Source organism: Mesorhizobium sp. M0894 (assembly GCF_040319725.1).
GTDB lineage: Bacteria > Pseudomonadota > Alphaproteobacteria > Rhizobiales > Rhizobiaceae > Mesorhizobium.
In genome coordinates this window covers 1-17,402 of record NZ_JAMYOG010000009.1, presented here as the reverse complement: position 1 = coordinate 17,402, position 17,402 = coordinate 1, and the positions used below count along the sequence as shown (strand labels likewise).

The 17,402-nt window shown below is 63.4% G+C and carries 15 protein-coding genes; 10 read left to right on the top strand and 5 right to left on the bottom strand.

Features of this window, described 5'->3' with window-relative positions:
- Nucleotides 1-130 precede the first annotated feature (130 nt).
- Both NKH91_RS18445 and NKH91_RS18440 read right to left on the bottom strand, forming a co-directional pair.
- A complete protein-coding gene (locus NKH91_RS18445) occupies nt 131-1,414 on the bottom strand; it encodes a M23 family metallopeptidase (RefSeq protein ID WP_352845063.1) in 1,284 nt (427 codons plus the stop codon).
- 138 nt (nt 1,415-1,552) lie between these two features.
- On the bottom strand, nt 1,553-2,020 hold the full coding sequence (locus tag NKH91_RS18440; protein ID WP_352845061.1) for a peroxiredoxin: 468 nt from the start codon (nt 2,018-2,020) through the stop codon (nt 1,553-1,555).
- A gap of 96 nt (nt 2,021-2,116) precedes the next feature.
- Between NKH91_RS18440 and NKH91_RS18435 the strand changes: the two genes are divergently transcribed.
- A complete protein-coding gene (locus NKH91_RS18435) occupies nt 2,117-5,494 on the top strand; it encodes a hypothetical protein (RefSeq protein WP_352845059.1) in 3,378 nt (1,125 codons plus the stop codon).
- 89 nt (nt 5,495-5,583) lie between these two features.
- Here NKH91_RS18435 and tyrS read toward each other — a convergent pair whose 3' ends face one another.
- Complete coding sequence (gene tyrS / locus NKH91_RS18430) at nt 5,584-6,837, bottom strand: tyrosine--tRNA ligase (protein ID WP_352845057.1); 1,254 nt, start codon at nt 6,835-6,837, stop codon at nt 5,584-5,586.
- A 437-nt stretch (nt 6,838-7,274) separates the two neighbouring features.
- On the opposite strand from tyrS, the gene NKH91_RS18425 reads away from it, so the two are divergent.
- Together NKH91_RS18425 and NKH91_RS18420 are read left to right on the top strand one after the other, a co-directional pair.
- Nucleotides 7,275-8,003: a glycosyltransferase family 2 protein gene (locus tag NKH91_RS18425; protein WP_352717322.1), complete on the top strand. Its 729-nt coding sequence runs from the start codon at nt 7,275-7,277 to the stop codon at nt 8,001-8,003.
- A complete protein-coding gene (locus tag NKH91_RS18420; RefSeq protein WP_023674681.1) occupies nt 7,996-8,328 on the top strand; it encodes a lipid-A-disaccharide synthase N-terminal domain-containing protein in 333 nt (110 codons plus the stop codon). The genes NKH91_RS18425 and NKH91_RS18420 overlap by 8 nt, the downstream gene beginning before the upstream one ends.
- Before the next feature lie 29 nt (nt 8,329-8,357).
- On the opposite strand, the gene NKH91_RS18415 is transcribed toward NKH91_RS18420, so the two are convergent.
- Both NKH91_RS18415 and NKH91_RS18410 read right to left on the bottom strand, forming a co-directional pair.
- On the bottom strand, nt 8,358-9,026 hold the full coding sequence (locus NKH91_RS18415; RefSeq protein WP_352845055.1) for an FMN-binding negative transcriptional regulator: 669 nt from the start codon (nt 9,024-9,026) through the stop codon (nt 8,358-8,360).
- Nucleotides 9,027-9,039: 13 nt separating this feature from the next.
- Entirely contained in the window at nt 9,040-9,714 is a 675-nt protein-coding gene (locus NKH91_RS18410) for an alpha/beta hydrolase (RefSeq protein ID WP_023717356.1), read from the bottom strand.
- A 290-nt stretch (nt 9,715-10,004) separates the two neighbouring features.
- Between NKH91_RS18410 and NKH91_RS18405 the strand changes: the two genes are divergently transcribed.
- The 7 genes from NKH91_RS18405 (at nt 10,005) to sufA (ending at nt 17,205) form a co-directional block, all read left to right on the top strand.
- Nucleotides 10,005-11,168, top strand: a complete 1,164-nt coding sequence (locus NKH91_RS18405; protein ID WP_352845053.1) for a cysteine desulfurase family protein — start codon at nt 10,005-10,007, stop codon at nt 11,166-11,168.
- Nucleotides 11,169-11,356: 188 nt separating this feature from the next.
- Complete coding sequence (gene sufB / locus NKH91_RS18400; protein ID WP_023717358.1) at nt 11,357-12,874, top strand: Fe-S cluster assembly protein SufB; 1,518 nt, start codon at nt 11,357-11,359, stop codon at nt 12,872-12,874.
- A 30-nt stretch (nt 12,875-12,904) separates the two neighbouring features.
- Complete coding sequence (gene sufC / locus NKH91_RS18395) at nt 12,905-13,660, top strand: Fe-S cluster assembly ATPase SufC (RefSeq protein ID WP_023717359.1); 756 nt, start codon at nt 12,905-12,907, stop codon at nt 13,658-13,660.
- Between the two features lie 43 nt (nt 13,661-13,703).
- Nucleotides 13,704-14,972: a Fe-S cluster assembly protein SufD gene (gene sufD, locus NKH91_RS18390; protein ID WP_352884177.1), complete on the top strand. Its 1,269-nt coding sequence runs from the start codon at nt 13,704-13,706 to the stop codon at nt 14,970-14,972.
- 102 nt (nt 14,973-15,074) lie between these two features.
- Nucleotides 15,075-16,316, top strand: a complete 1,242-nt coding sequence (locus NKH91_RS18385) for a cysteine desulfurase (RefSeq protein WP_352884180.1) — start codon at nt 15,075-15,077, stop codon at nt 16,314-16,316.
- 5 nt (nt 16,317-16,321) lie between these two features.
- Nucleotides 16,322-16,714, top strand: coding sequence for an SUF system Fe-S cluster assembly protein (locus NKH91_RS18380; protein WP_352845048.1), 393 nt, complete (start codon nt 16,322-16,324; stop codon nt 16,712-16,714).
- 110 nt (nt 16,715-16,824) lie between these two features.
- Nucleotides 16,825-17,205 carry a Fe-S cluster assembly scaffold SufA gene (gene sufA / locus NKH91_RS18375; protein WP_006206001.1) on the top strand — a complete coding sequence of 127 codons (381 nt, stop codon included), beginning with the start codon at nt 16,825-16,827 and terminating at the stop codon, nt 17,203-17,205.
- The last annotated feature ends 197 nt before the right edge of the window (nt 17,206-17,402 follow it).

Here is a 17,402-nt window from a genome sequence, read left to right as displayed (position 1 = left end):
GCCGAATGTTTGCTGGGGAGAATAGAGCGAAGGGCGATCGCCCGAGGATACTTAGGTGAGGCCGCCTTGGCCTGGCTGCGCCGGCCCGATGCCGCTCAATTGCTGGGTCGTCTGAGGAGCAGCCCGGCTCCTAGAGATACCGCTCGACCTTCTTGCCGACGGTCAAAAACCGCAGCGGGTCGATCGCCTCGCCATTGTGGCGAACCTCGTAGTGCAGATGCGGGCCGGTCGAGCGGCCGCTGTTGCCGGTCTTGCCGATGATGTCCCCGGCATCGAGCTTCTGGCCGACGGCGACGTCGATTTTGCTGAGATGTCCGTAACGCGTCACAAAACCGTTGCCGTGGTCGACCTCGACCATGCGGCCGTAGCCGCCGTTCCAGCCGGCCTTGACGACGACGCCGGCTGCCGTGACCTTGGCCGGCATGCCGACCGGCGCCCTGAAATCCATGCCGGAATGCAAGGCGGCCGTGCCGAGGATGGGGTCGGTGCGCACGCCGAACGGGCTGGTGACGCTATGGCCGGGGGCGGGGTTGGCGAGCGGCAGCCGGCGCGCCTCCTTTTTCAGATGATCCAGCGCGTCAAGCGCCTCGTCCAACTCTTTGACCTTGCTGTCAAAGACCAACGAACTGTCGAGCGGTATCAGCGGGCCGCCGACGTCGCTCTTTTCGAATTCGCTGTCGACCGGCAGGCCGGCGGCCTCGAGCGCCTGCGAGATCGCGTCGGCGCTCTTGTAGGCACTGTCGGCAAGCGTCGCGATGCGGGTGAGTTGCTGGCTCTCGATGGTCTTCAGCGAGTTGTTGATCGAAACGAAGAGCTTGTCTGCCCGGTCGGCCGCGCTTTCGCTCGGCAGCGGATTGGCGCGGGTCGACCACAGCGAGAACGGCCTCGTGTCGTCGCTGGCAAGGGGGGCAGCAATGCTGGCGACGGAGTAGGCCATCGGCTGGGCGATGCTGCCGGTCGCGTCGGCGTGTTCGTCCGGCTTTGCCGTCGGCACGGGCGGCGTTCCGACCTCATTTTCGGCTCGTTCGAGGATCGGGCCGAGGCGGCCGTGACGCAGGCTGAGCTGGCTCTGCCGTTCCAGCAACTCGCTGACCTTGGTTTCCATCAACTGCTGATCGAGAAGCTGGCGGCTGGTGATGCGGTCGACCTGGCCGCGCAATGCCGAGATGCGGTCTTCATAGGCCTGCTGCATGCGCGCCTGCCGCGCCGTCGTGGCGCCGATCAGGTCGTCGCGCAGCACCAGATAAGAGGTCGCCAGCAGGTAGCCAATGACGATCGCCGCCAGCGCCGAGCCGCAAAATGCGGCCAGCCACGGACGTATGGTGAAATGCCTTATCTGGTCGCCCCGGGCGATGATGACGGTGTGGGGCTCTCTGCGTCTGCCGAAGACCGCTGACTGACTGGCTACGTTCACGGGACCAAGCTTTCGTTACGACACCAACGACGAGCCTGATTACACATTATTAGGGTTAACAAAGTTTTGCCGGACCGAACGACGGGCAAAGGTATTCGCGCAAAACGGGCATCGAATTGCAGCGGCGTGCCGCAGCTCTCAAAGGGCGCGAACGGCCTCCAGCACCGCTTCGGCGTGGCCTTTGACGCGGACGTTACGCCAGATCCTGGCGATGCGTCCGTCCCGGCCGACCAGGAACGTCGCCCGCTCGACGCCCATATAAATGCGGCCGTAGAGCTTCTTTTCGACCCACAAATGGTAGGCCTCGATCACCTTGCGCTCTTCGTCGGCGACCAGGTCGATGCTCAGATCGTATTTCGCCTTGAACTTGTCGTGCTTCTTGACGCTGTCCGGCGACAGCCCGATGACGACAGCGCCGGCCTTTTCGAATTCCGGCTTCAACTGCGAAAAGCCGATCGCCTCGCTGGTGCAGCTTGTGGTGTCGTCCTGTGGGTAGAAATAGAGTACGATGGGTTTTCCCAGCAATGTGGCGAGGCTGAGTGAACCGCCGCCGTCGCGCGGAAGATCGAATTGCGGCGCAACATCGCCCACGTCGAGGTCAGCCATACCGATGCCCTTGTTTGAGGTTACGCGCCAGGCTGCATCGATATAATGTCGAGCGGGGATTCGTCCACGATCGAATTCGTTTCAACGGAAGATTGCGTGGATCAGGAGCTACCGCAGCACGAGAAGATCAGGTTCAGGCGTGACGAGATCACCGACCTGGGGACCTTTCCGTCCGCGTGCCGCGTCCCGCCGCTCGGCCAAGCGTCGATCGGTCGCGGCGTTCGTTTGATGGCGCGGCTGTTTGCCGGCCTCGTCGCCCTTGTGCTGCTGGCTGCGGCCGGTGTCTATGCGATCGGCGTGTCCGGTTTCGGCTCGGAGCGGCTTCGCGCGGAAGCCGAGACGGCAATCGAGAAATTGGCCGGCTTCGATGTCGACGTTGCCGTCGGGCCGGCCCGGCTGACGCTTGACGGGTCGAGCTTCATTGCGCTGCAGGTCAGCGACGTCAGCCTCAAGACCGCCGACGGCAAACCGATGGCCGATGCCGGCCGGGTCCGCTTCGGCATCCGGCTGATCCCGCTGCTTTCGGGCGAGGTGCGGCTGACCAGCGCCCGGATTTCCGACGCGCACATCGTCATGGCGGCGATGCCGTCCGGCGGCGACTGGACGGCCGGGCTGCGCAACCAGGATGGCCTCATCGATCCGGAAAAACTTTCCGCCGCCGTCTTCGCCAACGTCAACCGCGCGCTCGATGCGGTGCGCGAGGATTCGGTGCGCCAGATCGATCTGCGCAATGTCGAGCTGGCACTGCCCGAGACCGGATCGGTCAAGTCGGTCACCATCGCCGACGCCTCCGTGTCGCAGTCGGGACCGGGAAGCATGGAGTTTTCATCCGACGCGGATGTCGACGGCAGGGCGCTCACCATCGCCGCTTCCGCCACCCGCGATCCGGCGACGCGACGCATCGCCACGCTGGACGCCAGCATCCAGGCGGCGGACGCCGACACTGCGGCGGCAGGTGGCAAATTGGGCGCAATCGCCTTGAAGCTGGCGGGGTCGGAAGCGGCCGGCGACAACGGCTCGCGGCTGACCGCTGCCCTGTCGCTGACCGGATCGGTGCTCGATCTCGGTTCGCGCGGCCTGCTTCCGGCCGACGTCGATCTCGATGCAACGCTCGTCGCCGGTTCGAACAAGATCCAGGTCGACGGATTGCTGGTGAAGACCGGCCGCTCGACCTTCGATTTTGCCGGTTCGATCGGGCCGAAGCCGGCGACCGGCACAGCGGGCGAGGAGCCATCCTATCGCTACGACCTGACCAGCGACGGTTCGACCTTGGCGCCGTCGGATTCGCCGGAACCGGCGCTCAGCTTCATTGCCCGTATTGCCGGCATCTACCAGCCGACGAGCCAAAAGCTGGTCGCCGAGCAGATCGGCGTCCGGTCCGGACCGGGCAGCGAAGTGCTGGGCACGGCTTCGGTTTCATTCGTCGCCAACCAGGCGCCGGGCATTTCGGTGGCGCTCAATGTCCACGACATGCCGGTCTCGCACGTCAAGCAATTATGGCCGTGGTTTTCGGCGCGCAATGCCAGGCTGTGGGTGCTTAAGAACCTGTTCGGCGGCCGCGTCGTCGATGGCAGCCTGCAATTCCAGGTCGTACCCGGACGGCTCGGCAACGGCGTGCCGCTTTCCGCCGATGAAGTCTTCGGCCGATTCCAGGTTGAAGGATCGCGCTTCGACACGGCCGGCCGTATTCCGCCGATCCGCGATGCCGTCGGCGTCGTCGGCTTCCACGGCAACGACGTCGACGTCGCGCTGTCCTCGGGCAGCGTCTATATGCCGAGCGGCCGTACCGTGGCGGCAAGCAACGGCACGCTCACCGTCAAGGCGGCGAACCATCCGCCGGTGATCGGCGCGCTCGACATCGATGTCGCCGGCGAGGCGCCGGCGATCGCCGAACTGGCATCTTATGACCCGATCAACGCCATGCGCCATGTCGGCCTGCTGCCGGACGACCTGTCCGGCACGGTGACCGGCCACGTCAAGGCCGATATTCCGCTGCAGTCCGGCGTCGACTCCTCCAAACTCGATTGGCTGGTGGCGCTCGACTACAAGGACCTGTCGCTGGCCAAGCCGTTCGAGGGCCAGACGGTCAGCCATGCCGACGGCTCGATCACCGTCGCACCCGACCGGGCGGTGATCTCGGCCAAGGCGCTGCTCAACGGCATTCCGGCCGAGCTCGACCTGATCGAGCCGCTCAGGGATGGCGGCCCGCCGCGCAGTCGTAAAGTAGCGCTGGTGCTCGACGACAAGACCCGCGCCACCGCCATGCCTGGCCTGTCGACGCTGCTTTCCGGAACCATCAAGGTGGCGATCGACAAGAGCGGCACCGGCAACCAGAACGTGTCGGCCGACCTGACCAATGCCAGGCTGGACATTCCCTGGGCCGGCTGGAGCAAGGGCCCCGGCATCCCCGCCAAGGTCACCTTCGCCATGGCGAAGACCGGCGACACCACGACGCTGTCCAATTTCGAACTCGACGGCAAGACCTTCTCCATCGACGGCAGCGCGGTGCTGGTCAACGGCGCCTTGTCCTCGGCCCGGTTCAGCAAGGTCACGTTGAACAGGGGCGACGACGTCGCCGTCTCGGTGAAGCGGTCGGGCAAGGCCTATGCGGTCGAGGTTAGCGGCAGCGCGCTGGACGCACGCTCGCTGATCAAGCAATTCACGTCCGACGTCGACACCGCCACCAAGACCACCGGCGTCGATACGATCTCGGTCAGCGCCGACGTCAGTTCCCTGACCGGCTTCCATGACGAGGTGCTATCGAATCTGAAGCTCGACTACAGCGCCGCCGGCTCCAGGGTGAACGGGCTCAAGGTGAGCGCCACGGCAGATTCGGGAGCCGCGATCACCATCAGCAATACGACCGGCGGCGGCCTGCGCGCGCTCAACATGAAGTCGGCCGATGCCGGTGCCATACTGCGCTTCCTTAACATCTACGAGCACATGGAAGGCGGCTCGATCACGCTGGCACTCACCGGGGCCGGCGACGGGCCGATGAAAGGCCAGGTCGACGCCAAGAACTTCTTTATCGTCAACGAGCCGAAGCTCGCCTCGATCGTGTCGACGACGCCGGCTGGCGACAGCCGTAGCCTCAACGAGGCGGTCAAAGGCAATCTCGACACGTCGAGGGTGAAGTTCGAGCGCGGTTTCAGCGAAATCGAGAAGGGCAGCGGCTATCTGAAGCTGCGCAACGGCGTGCTGCGCGGCTCGCGCATCGGCACCACCTTCCAGGGCACGCTCTACGACCAGAACAACAATATGGACATCACCGGCACGTTCATGCCGGCCTACGGCGTAAACCGCATCTTCGGCGAACTGCCGCTGATCGGCGCGCTGCTCGGCAACGGCCGCGACCGCGGCCTGATCGGCGTCACCTACAGGCTCAAGGGCAACGCCAACAAGCCCAACCTGGAGGTCAATCCGCTATCGGTGATCGCGCCCGGGATATTCCGGTCGATCTTCGAGTATCGTTGAGGCGGCCAGGGTAGGCGGGTGAACAACGACGCTCTGTAGCGATCCTTCGTGCCCCCCTCTGTCCTGCCGGCGTGAACGGCAGCGTAGCGTCAGACCGGCCGCACCAGAACGTGTTTCTTCTTGCCGAGGGACAGCTTTGCCACGTTTTCCGGGCCAAGATCCTGCAGCGTCACCATCCTGCGATCGTCGGCTACGAGCTGGTCGTTGAGGCGCACGGCGCCGCCCTGGATATGCCGCCTTGCCTCGCCGTTGGACGCAGCCAGCCCGGCGGTCACGAACAGCGACAATATGCCGACGCCGACTTCAAGATCCGCCCTGCTCACCTCGACAGTCGGCAGTGTTTCGGCGAACGCGCCTTCTTCGAACGTCTTACGCGCCGTTTCGCTGGCCTCCTCCGCCGCCTCGCGGCCATGCAGCATGGCGGTGATTTCGGTGGCGAGGATCTTCTTGGCCTCGTTGATCTCCGAGCCGCCGAGCCGTTCGAGGCGCGCGACCTCGGCGAGCGGCAGGGTCGTGTAGAGCTTCAGGAAACGGCCGACATCGGCATCCTCGGTATTGCGCCAATATTGCCAGAACTCGTACGGGCTCAACATCTCCGCATCGAGCCAGACCGCGCCCGAGGCCGACTTGCCCATCTTGGCGCCGGACGAAGTGGTGAGCAGCGGCGTCGTCAGCGCATAAAGCTGCGCGCCTTCCATGCGGTGGCCGAGATCGATGCCGTTGACGATGTTGCCCCACTGGTCGGAGCCGCCCATCTGCAGCCGGCAGCCGAGGCGCTTGTAGAGCTCGACGAAGTCGTAGGCCTGCAGGATCATGTAGTTGAATTCGAGGAACGACAGCGACTGCTCGCGATCCAGCCGGAGCTTGACCGAATCGAAGGCCAGCATGCGGTTGACCGAAAAATGCCTGCCGACATCGCGCAGGAAATTGACGTAGTTGATATCCATCAGCCAGTCGGCATTGTTGATCATGACGGCGTCGTTGGGGCCGCTGCCGAATTTGAGGTAGGGCATGAAGTTGCGGCGGATGCCGGCCAGATTGTTCTCGATGTCCTGCGGCGTCAAAAGCTTGCGCGCCTCGTCCTTGAACGACGGATCGCCGATCATCGAGGTGCCGCCGCCCATCAGCGCGATCGGCCGGTGACCGGTCTGCTGCAGCCAGTAAAGCATCATGATCTGGATCAGCGACCCGGCATGCAGGCTCCTCGCGGTGGCGTCGAAGCCGATATAGGCGCTCACCGTCTCCGTGGCGAAAAGCTGGTCGAGGGCTGCATCATCCGAGGTCTGGTGGATGAAGCCGCGCTCGCTCATCGTGCGCAGGAAATCGGATTTGAAGGCGGACATTTTTCTTCCCAGAGGCTTGCGGCCGAACGCGGCACGGTATGCGTGAAGGCCGGCGTTTAGCACTCAAGCGCGATCAGCAAAAGTGGAATCCGGTTTTAGCGCGCCCTCTTCCCTTCTCCCCGGTGGGAGAAGGTGGATTGGCGCGCAGCGCCAAGACGGTTGAGGGGTGCTGGACAGAGCGCGGTTGGTGCCAAGCTGGAGCACCCCTCACACCTTCTCCCACAAGGGAGAAGGGAGAGCCGCGCGTCGCGAGACAAGCGGCTCTCCCCGGAACGGGTAACGTGGGGGGCCATCAAACCTGAAGCGATCATCCTTCACTTCCGGCGCGCCTGCTTGCGTCCTCGTTTCGGCTGGCGTAATGAGGCGCCGCACCAGCGGGCCTCATCCGCTGGACCGCGCGGCATCGATCGAATGCCATATCCTGTGACAGAGTCGAGATGCCGGAGATATCCATCGTCATTCCTTGCCGGAACGAGGCGGCGAACCTGCCGCTTCTGCTCGACGAGATCGGCGCTGCCATGGCCGGGCGCGACTTCGAGGTCATCGTCGTCGACGATGGCTCGACCGACGACACGCCTTCGGTCCTTGCCGCTCAGGCAGCGCTTCGCGCGTTTCCGCTGCGCCACCTCAGGCATGCGAAATCCGCCGGCCAGTCGCTCTCGGTACGCTCGGGCGCCTGGGCAGCGCGCGGCGATATCGTCGCCACCATCGACGGCGACGGCCAGAACGACCCCGGCTATATCCCAGTGTTGATCGACGCGCTCCGGCAGGCTGGTCCCGACGTCGGGGCTGCGCAGGGACAGCGTCTGAAGCGCCGCGACAGCAAGATCAAGCAGCTGGCGTCGCGTTTCGCCAACGGGCTGAGAAAGGCCATCCTGCACGACGAGACGCGGGATACCGGCTGCGGCCTCAAGGCGATCCATACCGATATTTTGAGGAAATTGCCGTTCTTCGACGGCACCCACCGCTTTGTTCCGGCGCTGGTCATCCAGGAGGGCTACCGCGTCGTCCATTGCGACGTCGTCGACCGCTCCCGCCGCCACGGCAAATCGAATTACGGCATCTTCGATCGCGGCCTGCAGGGCGTGCTCGATCTTGCCGGCGTCTGGTGGCTGCGCCGCAGGCGCCGCAGAATGCCCAAAGTAGAGGAAATCAGGCATGGGTAACGTGCTTCAGGAATTGGCGACCTGGCTTCACGATGTTTTCGTCAAGCAATTCGATGCCTGGGTTCTGCTCGGCTTCGTCGCCCAGTTCTTCTTCACCATGCGCTTTCTGGTGCAGTGGGTGGCGTCGGAAAAGGCCAAGCGCAGTGTCGTGCCGATCGCCTTCTGGTTTTTTTCGCTGTTCGGCGGCGGCCTGCTGCTGATCTACGCCATCCAGCGTCAGGATCCGGTGTTCATCGCCGGCCAGGCCATGGGCCTGTTGATCTATATCCGCAATCTCTGGCTGATCGCCAACGAGCGCAAGGCGGCGATGACCAAGGTCGATTGAGCCCGCGACCGGCCTGAGACCGGTCGAGATTACTTGCCGTCCAGCCCGCCATAGGATCGTACCAGCCGGACCATGTCGGCCGAACTGGCAGCTTCGCTCTCGAGCCCCTCGGCGACACCGATGCGGTCGGCGGCCGGCCGGTTCTGGCTGACTTTCCATTTGCCGTTGATTTCGGTGATCGCGATTTCCAGGCCGACAATGCCCTTGATCTGCGACTGGATGAAGGGTGCTGGCGCGTCGGTCACCGCCCACGGCGTCGCGCGATTGCCCTCCTGCGACATTGTCAGATCGGAAATCTGCTCAGCCAGCCAATCCTGGTCCTCGACCACCGTAACGATGCCGCGCACCTGGACGATGGCGTAGTTCCAGGTCGGTACCACCTTGCCGGTTTCGCGCTTGGTCTCGTACCAGGACGGCGTCACATAGGCGTCCGCGCCCTGGAAGACGACCAGCACGGGCGACAGGGGATTGTCGGCCAAAAGCCGCCATTGCGGATTGGCCCTGGCTAGATGGGCGCGTAGCCTGCCGTTCGGCGGCACTTCCTCGTTGAGCAGGGAGGGGGCGTCGAGCAGGAAGGGAATCGCGTTGGCGACCGGCCCCTCGGCGCCATTCGAGACCAGCAGGCCAAGCGGATGCGCCCGGATCAGCCCGTGCAGGACGTCCTGCCGGGTTTCCTGGAAGTGAGGCGGCTGGTACATTTTCGTTCCCCGACTATCTCAGCCGCTTCGGCCGTGGGTCGGACAGCTCCCCGGCCAGCCGGCGATCGAGATAGTCCGCGCATTCCTCGATCAAAAGCTCCGCATGGTTGGCAAAGAAATGGTTGGCGCCGGGCAAGGTCTTCTGGGTGATGGTAATGCCCTTTTGCGTGTGCAGCTTGTCGACCAGGCCCTGCACGTCCTTTGGCGGCGCGACCTTGTCGGCGTCGCCATGGATGATCAGGCCGGACGACGGGCAGGGTGCCAGGAACGAGAAATCATAGGTATTGGGCTGCGGCGCGATCGAGATGAAGCCTTCGATCTCGGGCCGGCGCATCAGAAGCTGCATGCCGATCCACGAGCCGAACGAATAGCCCGCAACCCAGCAGCTCTTGGAATCCGGATGAAGCGACTGCACCCAGTCGAGCGCCGCGGCAGCGTCGGACAACTCGCCGGTGCCGTGGTCGAATTCGCCCTGGCTGCGGCCGATGCCGCGGAAATTGAAGCGCAGCGTGGTGAAATTGCGCTTCTGGAACATGTAGAAGAGGTCGTAGACGATCTTGTTGTTCATCGTACCGCCGAACTGGGGGTGCGGGTGCAGGACGATGGCAATCGGCGCGCTCTTTTCCTTCGAGGGCTGATAGCGACCCTCCAGGCGGCCGGCCGGACCGGTAAAAATGACCTCAGGCATGAAATACTCCACTTGGCATAAACTGCGCGGCGCCCGGAACAACTCTTCCTCTGGCCCCAGTCTTCCCTAGGCCCCAGTCTTCCCTAGGCCCCAGTCTTCCCTAGGCCTTGACGCAGGGCGGGCGTCTTTCTAGAAGCTAGTTTAGAATTGTTCAAAACTGGGCGGCCAAAAAATTGTGGCTCGGCCACCCGCGCCGCAAGCCGCGTAAATAGGACGTCTTGCCTTGCAATTTCAAGGAAATAACGCGCTATCTTCGCGGAACGGCTTTTGAAGGGACCAGTTGGACGGAAATGGCCGGAGCTCGCGCCTATCTCGACTACAACGCCAGCGCGCCGCTGCTTGCCTCGGCGCGCGCGGCCGTGGTCACTGCGCTCGACGTCGCCGCCAACCCGTCCTCGGTCCATGCCGAGGGCCGCGCTGCACGGCGGCTGATCGAGGATGCTAGGCGCGACCTGGCACGACTGGTCAGCGCCAAAACAGAGCATGTCGTGTTCACCTCCGGCGCTACGGAAGCGGCCTCGACGCTGCTGACGCCGGACTGGCAGATGGGGCGCGGCGCCATCCGCATGAGCCGGCTTTACGTGTCCGAGGCCGATCATCCTTGCCTGCTGAATGGCGGGCGCTTCCCGGCCGCGCAGCTGACGCGGATCGGCGTCGACGCCGATGGCATCGTCAGGTTCGACGCCTTGGCGGCAGCGCTCGGTGCGCATGACAAGGCCGACGGCTTGCCGCTGGTAGCCATCCACGCCGCCAACAACGAGACCGGCGTGATCCAGCCGGTTGGCCGCATTGCTGAAATCGTCAAGGCGGCGGGTGGCATCCTGGTGGTCGATGCCGTGCAGGCGGCCGGCCGCATTCCGCTCGATATGTCAACGGGTTACGCCGATTATCTGATTCTCTCCTCGCACAAGATCGGCGGCCCCAAGGGCGTCGGCGCCATTGTCGCGGCGTCGGACTTGATGATGCCGAAGCCGCTGGTCAGCGGCGGCGGCCAGGAAAAGGGCCATCGCGGCGGCACCGAAAACCTGGCGGCGATTGCCGGGTTTGGCGCGGCGGCGCGTGAGGCGCTTGCCGGCTTGCAAACGATCGATGCGGTGCGGCAACGTCGCGACGAAATCGAGGCGATCGTGAAAACGCTGGTTCCGGATGCCGAATTCTTCGGGACCGGCGCGCCAAGGCTTGCCAACACCACATTCTTCGCTATTGCCGGCATCAAGGCCGAGACGGCGCAGATCGCCTTCGACCTGGCCGGTGTGGCGCTGTCGGCCGGATCGGCCTGTTCATCGGGCAAGGTCGGGCCTAGTCACGTGCTGAAGGCCATGGGTTATGGCGACAGCCTTGGCGCGTTGCGTGTGTCGATCGGTCACGCGACCGGCGCTGAAGACATCGAGCTGTTCCGTTCGGCGCTGGCGACGATCGTCGCGCGGCGGGCAAACAGGGAAAAGGCCGCCTGAGCGCGGCAACGTGACATTTGGGCCTTACGGCCTGGTAGAGCCGTGCGTTTGCATTTGGCCGGGTGAATTTCCGGCATGAACGCACTATATGAAACTTACGCCGCTTCGGGTGCCCAAAGGGTGCTGGTTGGCGGTGCCATAGTTTGAAAACTGCCGGGCCTTGACCCCGGCGTGGATGGAGAACGCTGATGCCTGCTGTGCAGGAGACGATCGATCGAGTTCGAAAGATCGATGTCGACCAGTATAAATACGGATTCCAGACCGAAATCGCGATGGACAAGGCCCCCAAGGGCCTGAGCGAAGACATTATCCGCTTCATTTCGGCGAAGAAGGACGAGCCGTCCTGGATGCTGGAATGGCGCCTGGAAGCCTATCGCCGCTGGCTGACGCTGGACGAGCCGAAATGGGCGCGCGTCCACTATCCCAAGATCGATTTTCAGGACCTCTACTATTACGCGGCGCCCAAGAGCACGCCCGGACCGACCTCGCTCAGCGACGTCGATCCCGAACTGCTGAAGGTCTACGAGAAGCTCGGCATTCCGCTCAGGGAACAGGAGATCCTCGCCGGCGTGCAGAAGACCGATGCCTCGGAGCTCGAGGAAGCCAGCGACAATGTCTACAAGTCGGGCCGTGTCGCTGTCGACGCGGTGTTCGATTCGGTCTCCGTCGTCACCACCTTCAAGAAGGAGCTGGCGCAGGCCGGCGTCATCTTCTGCTCGATCTCGGAAGCGATCCGCGAGCATCCGGAGCTGGTGAAGAAATATCTCGGCTCGGTCGTGCCGACCTCCGACAATTTCTACGCAACGTTGAATTCGGCGGTGTTCACCGACGGCTCCTTCGTCTTCGTCCCCAAGGGCGTGCGCTGCCCGATGGAATTGTCGACCTATTTCCGCATGAACGAGAAGAACACCGGCCAGTTCGAGCGCACGCTGATCATCGCCGAGGAGGGTGCTTACGTCTCCTATCTCGAAGGCTGCACGGCACCGCAGCGCGACGAGAACCAGCTTCATGCCGCGGTGGTCGAACTGATCGCGCTCGACGATGCCGAGATCAAATATTCGACGGTGCAGAACTGGTATCCTGGCGACGCCGAGGGCAAGGGCGGCATCTATAATTTCGTCACCAAGCGCGGCGACTGCCGCGGCCATCGCTCGAAGATTTCGTGGACGCAAGTCGAGACCGGCTCGGCCATCACCTGGAAATATCCGAGTTGCATCCTGCGCGGCGACGATTCCAGCGGCGAGTTCTATTCGATCGCCGTGTCGAACGGCTACCAGCAGGTCGACAGCGGCACCAAGATGATCCATCTCGGCAAGAACACGTCGAGCCGCATTATCTCCAAGGGCATTGCCGCCGGTTTTTCGCAGAACACCTATCGCGGCCAGGTCTCGGCGCACCGCAAGGCGACCAACGCCCGCAACTTCACCAACTGCGATTCACTGCTGATCGGCGACCAGTGCGGCGCGCACACCGTGCCCTACATGGAAGCCAAGAATTCGACGGCGCAGTTCGAGCATGAGGCGACCACCTCGAAGATTTCCGACGACCAGAAGTTCTACGTCATGCAGCGCGGCATCCCGGAAGAAGAGGCGATCGCGCTGATCGTCAACGGCTTCGTCAAGGACGTCATCCAGCAGCTGCCGATGGAATTCGCGGTCGAGGCGCAGAAGCTGATCGGCATCAGCCTCGAGGGCTCGGTCGGCTGACCGGATAAGAATTTTCAGGAAAAAGAAAAAATGCTTGAGATAAAAAACCTGCACGCCCGCATCGTCGATGACGGCACCGAGATCATCCGCGGCCTGAACCTGACGGTCAGGGCCGGCGAGGTTGCCGCTATCATGGGTCCCAACGGCTCGGGAAAGTCAACGCTGTCCTATATCCTCGCCGGCCGCGAGGACTATGAGGTCACCGAGGGCGATATCCTCTATGACGGCCAGTCGATCCTCGAAATGGATCCGGCCGAGCGCGCAACCGCCGGCATATTCCTCGCCTTCCAGTATCCGATGGAGATACCGGGCGTGGCGACGATGGAATTTTTGAAAGTGGCGATGAACGAGCAGCGCAAGGCGCGCGGCGAGGAACCGCTGAAGATCCCGGAATTCCTCAAGCGCGTGAAGGAAGCAGCGGCCTCGCTCAACATGGATATGGCGATGCTGAAGCGGCCGCTCAATGTCGGCTTTTCCGGCGGCGAGAAGAAGCGCGCCGAGATCCTGCAGATGAAGCTGCTCGAGCCGAAACTGTGCGTCCTCGACGAGACCGATTCCGGCCTCGATATCGACGCGCTGAAGATCGTCGCGGACGGCGTCAACACGCTGCGCTCGCCGGACCGGGCCATCGTCGTCATCACCCACTACCAGCGCCTGCTCCAATACATCGTGCCGGATACGGTGCACGTGCTCTACAGGGGGCAGGTCATCAAGTCGGGCGACAAGTCGCTGGCGCTCGATCTCGAGGCCAATGGCTATGCCGGCGTGATCGGGCAAGCCGCGTGAGATGCCAGCAGGCCCGGAAGGCAAGCCAAACAAGGCGATACTGATGAACATGCACACGACACCCCAGCGAACATTGGCCGAAACGGCGCTGATCGACGCCTTTGGCGAGCGGCTGTCGCTGCTGCCCGGCGACGGCGCGGTGATGCTGAAGCGCGACGACGCCATCGAGGCGATCAAGGGCGGCCTGCCGACGCGGCGCATCGAATCCTGGCATTATACGGACCTGCGCCGGCTGCTGACCTCGGTGCCGGACTTCGATCCGGCAGCGGTCGCGAAAGCCATTGCGCCGATCGTCGAAGACTCCTCGGTTTTGCCGGTCCTGAACGGGGTTTCGAGCGCGAAACTGCCCGATATCGAAGGCGTCGCCGTACAGCGCCTGTCGGAGAAGCTGACCGACGGCAGCATCGCGCCGGGGTTGGATCCCTATGGCACCGATGACGCGATCGGCGCGCTGAACACCGCCTTTGTCGCCGACGGCTATTTCGTCGACATCGCCGACGGTGCCGAACTGGAAAAGCCGCTTGAGCTGCAGAATTTGCAGGCCGGTGGACAGACGCATGTACGCCTGGCCGTCCGCGTCGGTGCCGGCGCCAAGGCTGTCATCGTCGAGCGCCAGGCGGGCGAGGGGGCGGCGCTGGTCAGCTCGGTCAGCCAGCTTGTGCTTGGCGAGGGCGCCGAAATGACATGGCTCATCGTGCAGGAGCAGCCGGATACGGCAACACATCTCGCCCAGTTCAAGGCGCATCTCGGCAAGAATTCGAAACTGACGCTGTTCGTCATGAATGCCGGCGGCAAGCTGGTGCGCCAGGAGGTCGTCGTGAGGACGACCGGCGAGGGCGCCGACTTCACGCTGCGCGGCATCAATCTTTTGGCCGGCGACACCCATACCGACGTCACCATGGTGCTCGACCATGCCGTGCCGCACACCGCCTCGACCGAAGTCATCCGCAACGTGGTGACCGGCAAGGCGCGCGGCGTCTTCCAGGGTCGTATCAACGTCCACCAATATGCGCAGAAGACCAACGCCAAGATGGCCTGCAACACGCTGCTGTTGTCGGACGACGGTGAGTTTTCGACCAAGCCGGAGCTTGAAATCTTCGCCGACGACGTCGTTTGCGGCCATGGCGCGACCGTCACCGAGATCGACCACAGCCATCTGTTCTACCTGATGGCGCGCGGCATCGACGAGAAGACCGCGCGCGGCCTGCTGGTCAAGGCCTTCGTCGCCGAAGTGATCGAGGAACTGGACGACGAGGCCATCGTCGAGGCGCTGGAACGACGGCTCGACGATTGGTTTTTGACGCACGGGTAGAGCGCTTCTTCCTTCTCCCCTTGTGGGAGAAGGTGGCCGAGCGAAGCTCGGTCGGATGAGGGGTGCTGGACGGAATGAGGCGATGCCTCAAGAGAGCTTGTGATGGACCAGAAAGTCGAAAACATTCCCTACGACGTCGAGGCGATCCGCCGCGACTTCCCGATCCTGTCGCGGCAAGTCTACGGCAAACCGCTGGTCTATCTCGACAATGGCGCCTCGGCGCAGAAGCCGCAGGCCGTGCTTGACGCCATCCAGCACGCCTATTCCCAGGAATACGCCAACGTCCATCGCGGCCTGCATTTCCTGTCGAACGCCGCGACCGACGCCTATGAGAACGCGCGTAAGATAGTGCAGAGATTTCTCAACGCGCCGAGCACCGACAACATCGTCTTCACCTCGAACACCACGGCGGCGATCAACACCGTCGCTTATGGCTTCGGCATGCCCAATATCGGCGAAGGCGACGAGATCGTGCTGTCGATCATGGAGCACCACTCCAACATCGTGCCGTGGCATTTCATCCGCGAGCGGCAGTGCGCAAAACTGGTTTGGGTGCCGGTCGACGATCTCGGCGTCTTCCACATCGAGGAATTCGAAAAACGGCTGACCGACCGCACCAAGCTGGTTGCCATTACCCATATGTCAAATGCGCTGGGCACGGTCACGCCGATCACGGAGATCGTGCGCATTGCGCACGCCCGCGGCATTCCGGTGCTGGTCGACGGCAGCCAGAGCGCCGTGCATATGCCGATCGACGTGCAGGATCTCGACTGCGATTTCTTCGTCTTCACCGGCCACAAGGTCTATGGCCCGTCGGGCATCGGCGTGCTCTACGGCAAGAAGGATATTCTGGAGCGGATGCGCCCGTTCATGGGCGGCGGCGAAATGATCGAGGAGGTGACGCAAGACATCGTCACCTACAACGACCCGCCGCACCGTTTCGAGGCCGGCACGCCGCCGATCGTCCAGGCGATCGGGCTGGGTGCGGCGCTGGAATACATGGAAAAGATCGGACGCGAGCGCATCGCCGCCCATGAGGCCGATCTGAAGGACTATGCGCATGAAAAACTGCGCGCCATCAACTCGCTGCGCATCTTCGGCGATGCGCCTGGCAAGGGCGCCATCATCTCGTTCGAGCTGCAGGGCATCCACGCGCATGATGTGTCGATGGTCATCGACCGGCAAGGCGTGGCCGTCCGCGCCGGCACGCATTGCGCCCAGCCGCTGTTGAAACGCTTCGGCGTAACATCCACATGCAGGGCATCGTTCGGCATGTACAATACCAGGGCCGAAGTCGATGCTTTGGCCGATGCGCTGGAAAAGGCGCGAAAGTTCTTCGGGTGACGACCATGGATGATGCCAGCCACACCGCCGAGACCAATTCGGAAACGACTACCAATGCGGCGGTTTCCGGATCGACAATCCCCGCCGACGAATTGGCGCGGCTGACAGACGACATCGTCTCAGCGCTGAAGACGGTCTATGACCCCGAAATCCCGGCCGACATCTACGAGCTCGGCCTCGTCTACAAGATCGACGTCGAGGACGACCGCTCGGTCAAGATCGACATGACGCTGACCGCGCCGGGCTGCCCGGTGGCCGGTGAAATGCCGGGCTGGGTCGAAAACGCCGTCGGCGCCGTCGAAGGCGTTTCCGGCGTCGAGGTCAACATGACCTTCGACCCGCCTTGGTCGCCCGACCGCATGTCGGAAGAGGCACAGGTCGCGGTGGGGTGGTACTAGCATCCGACGAGACAGAGGCTGGCGCACTTGCGCCGGGTACAAAACTTCACCATTTTAGGTGAGGAATCATTCGGCAGGCCTTGAACCTGCAAGGAATGGAGAAGGAAAGAATGGGACGCTTTGCCGTCATCACGATGACCGAAAAGGCTGCCGACCGGGTGCGCGAGATCGTCGCGACCCGTGAGAATGCGCATGGCATTCGCCTCGGCATCAAGAAGGGCGGCTGCGCCGGCATGGAATATACGGTCGACCTGGTGACCGAGCCCAACACTAAGGACGATCATATCGAGCGCGACGGCGCCCACGTCTATGTCGCGCCTGAGGCAGCGCTTTTCCTGTTCGGCACCGAGATGGATTTCGAGCAGACGACGCTGCGCACCGGCTTCACCTTCCGCAACCCGAACCAGAGCTCGGCCTGCGGCTGCGGCGAATCGGTCGAATTGAAGCCTGCCGATCTGAAGGCACTGGCCGAGGCGCGCGCTTCGGCCTAAGGCTTTTCCTTCGCCGTTCCCGGCGGCAATCGCATACGGGGAGGCCCCCTCATCCGGCCCTTCGGGCCACCTTCTCCCCGATGGGGAGAAGAGGCTGGCGCCAGCGCTGGCGACTTCCTCTCCCCTCGGGGAGAGGTCGGGTTTCCCCCAATTTGCGCAGGCAATTAGGGTGTGAAAACGGGGGGGGGGGGGCGTGG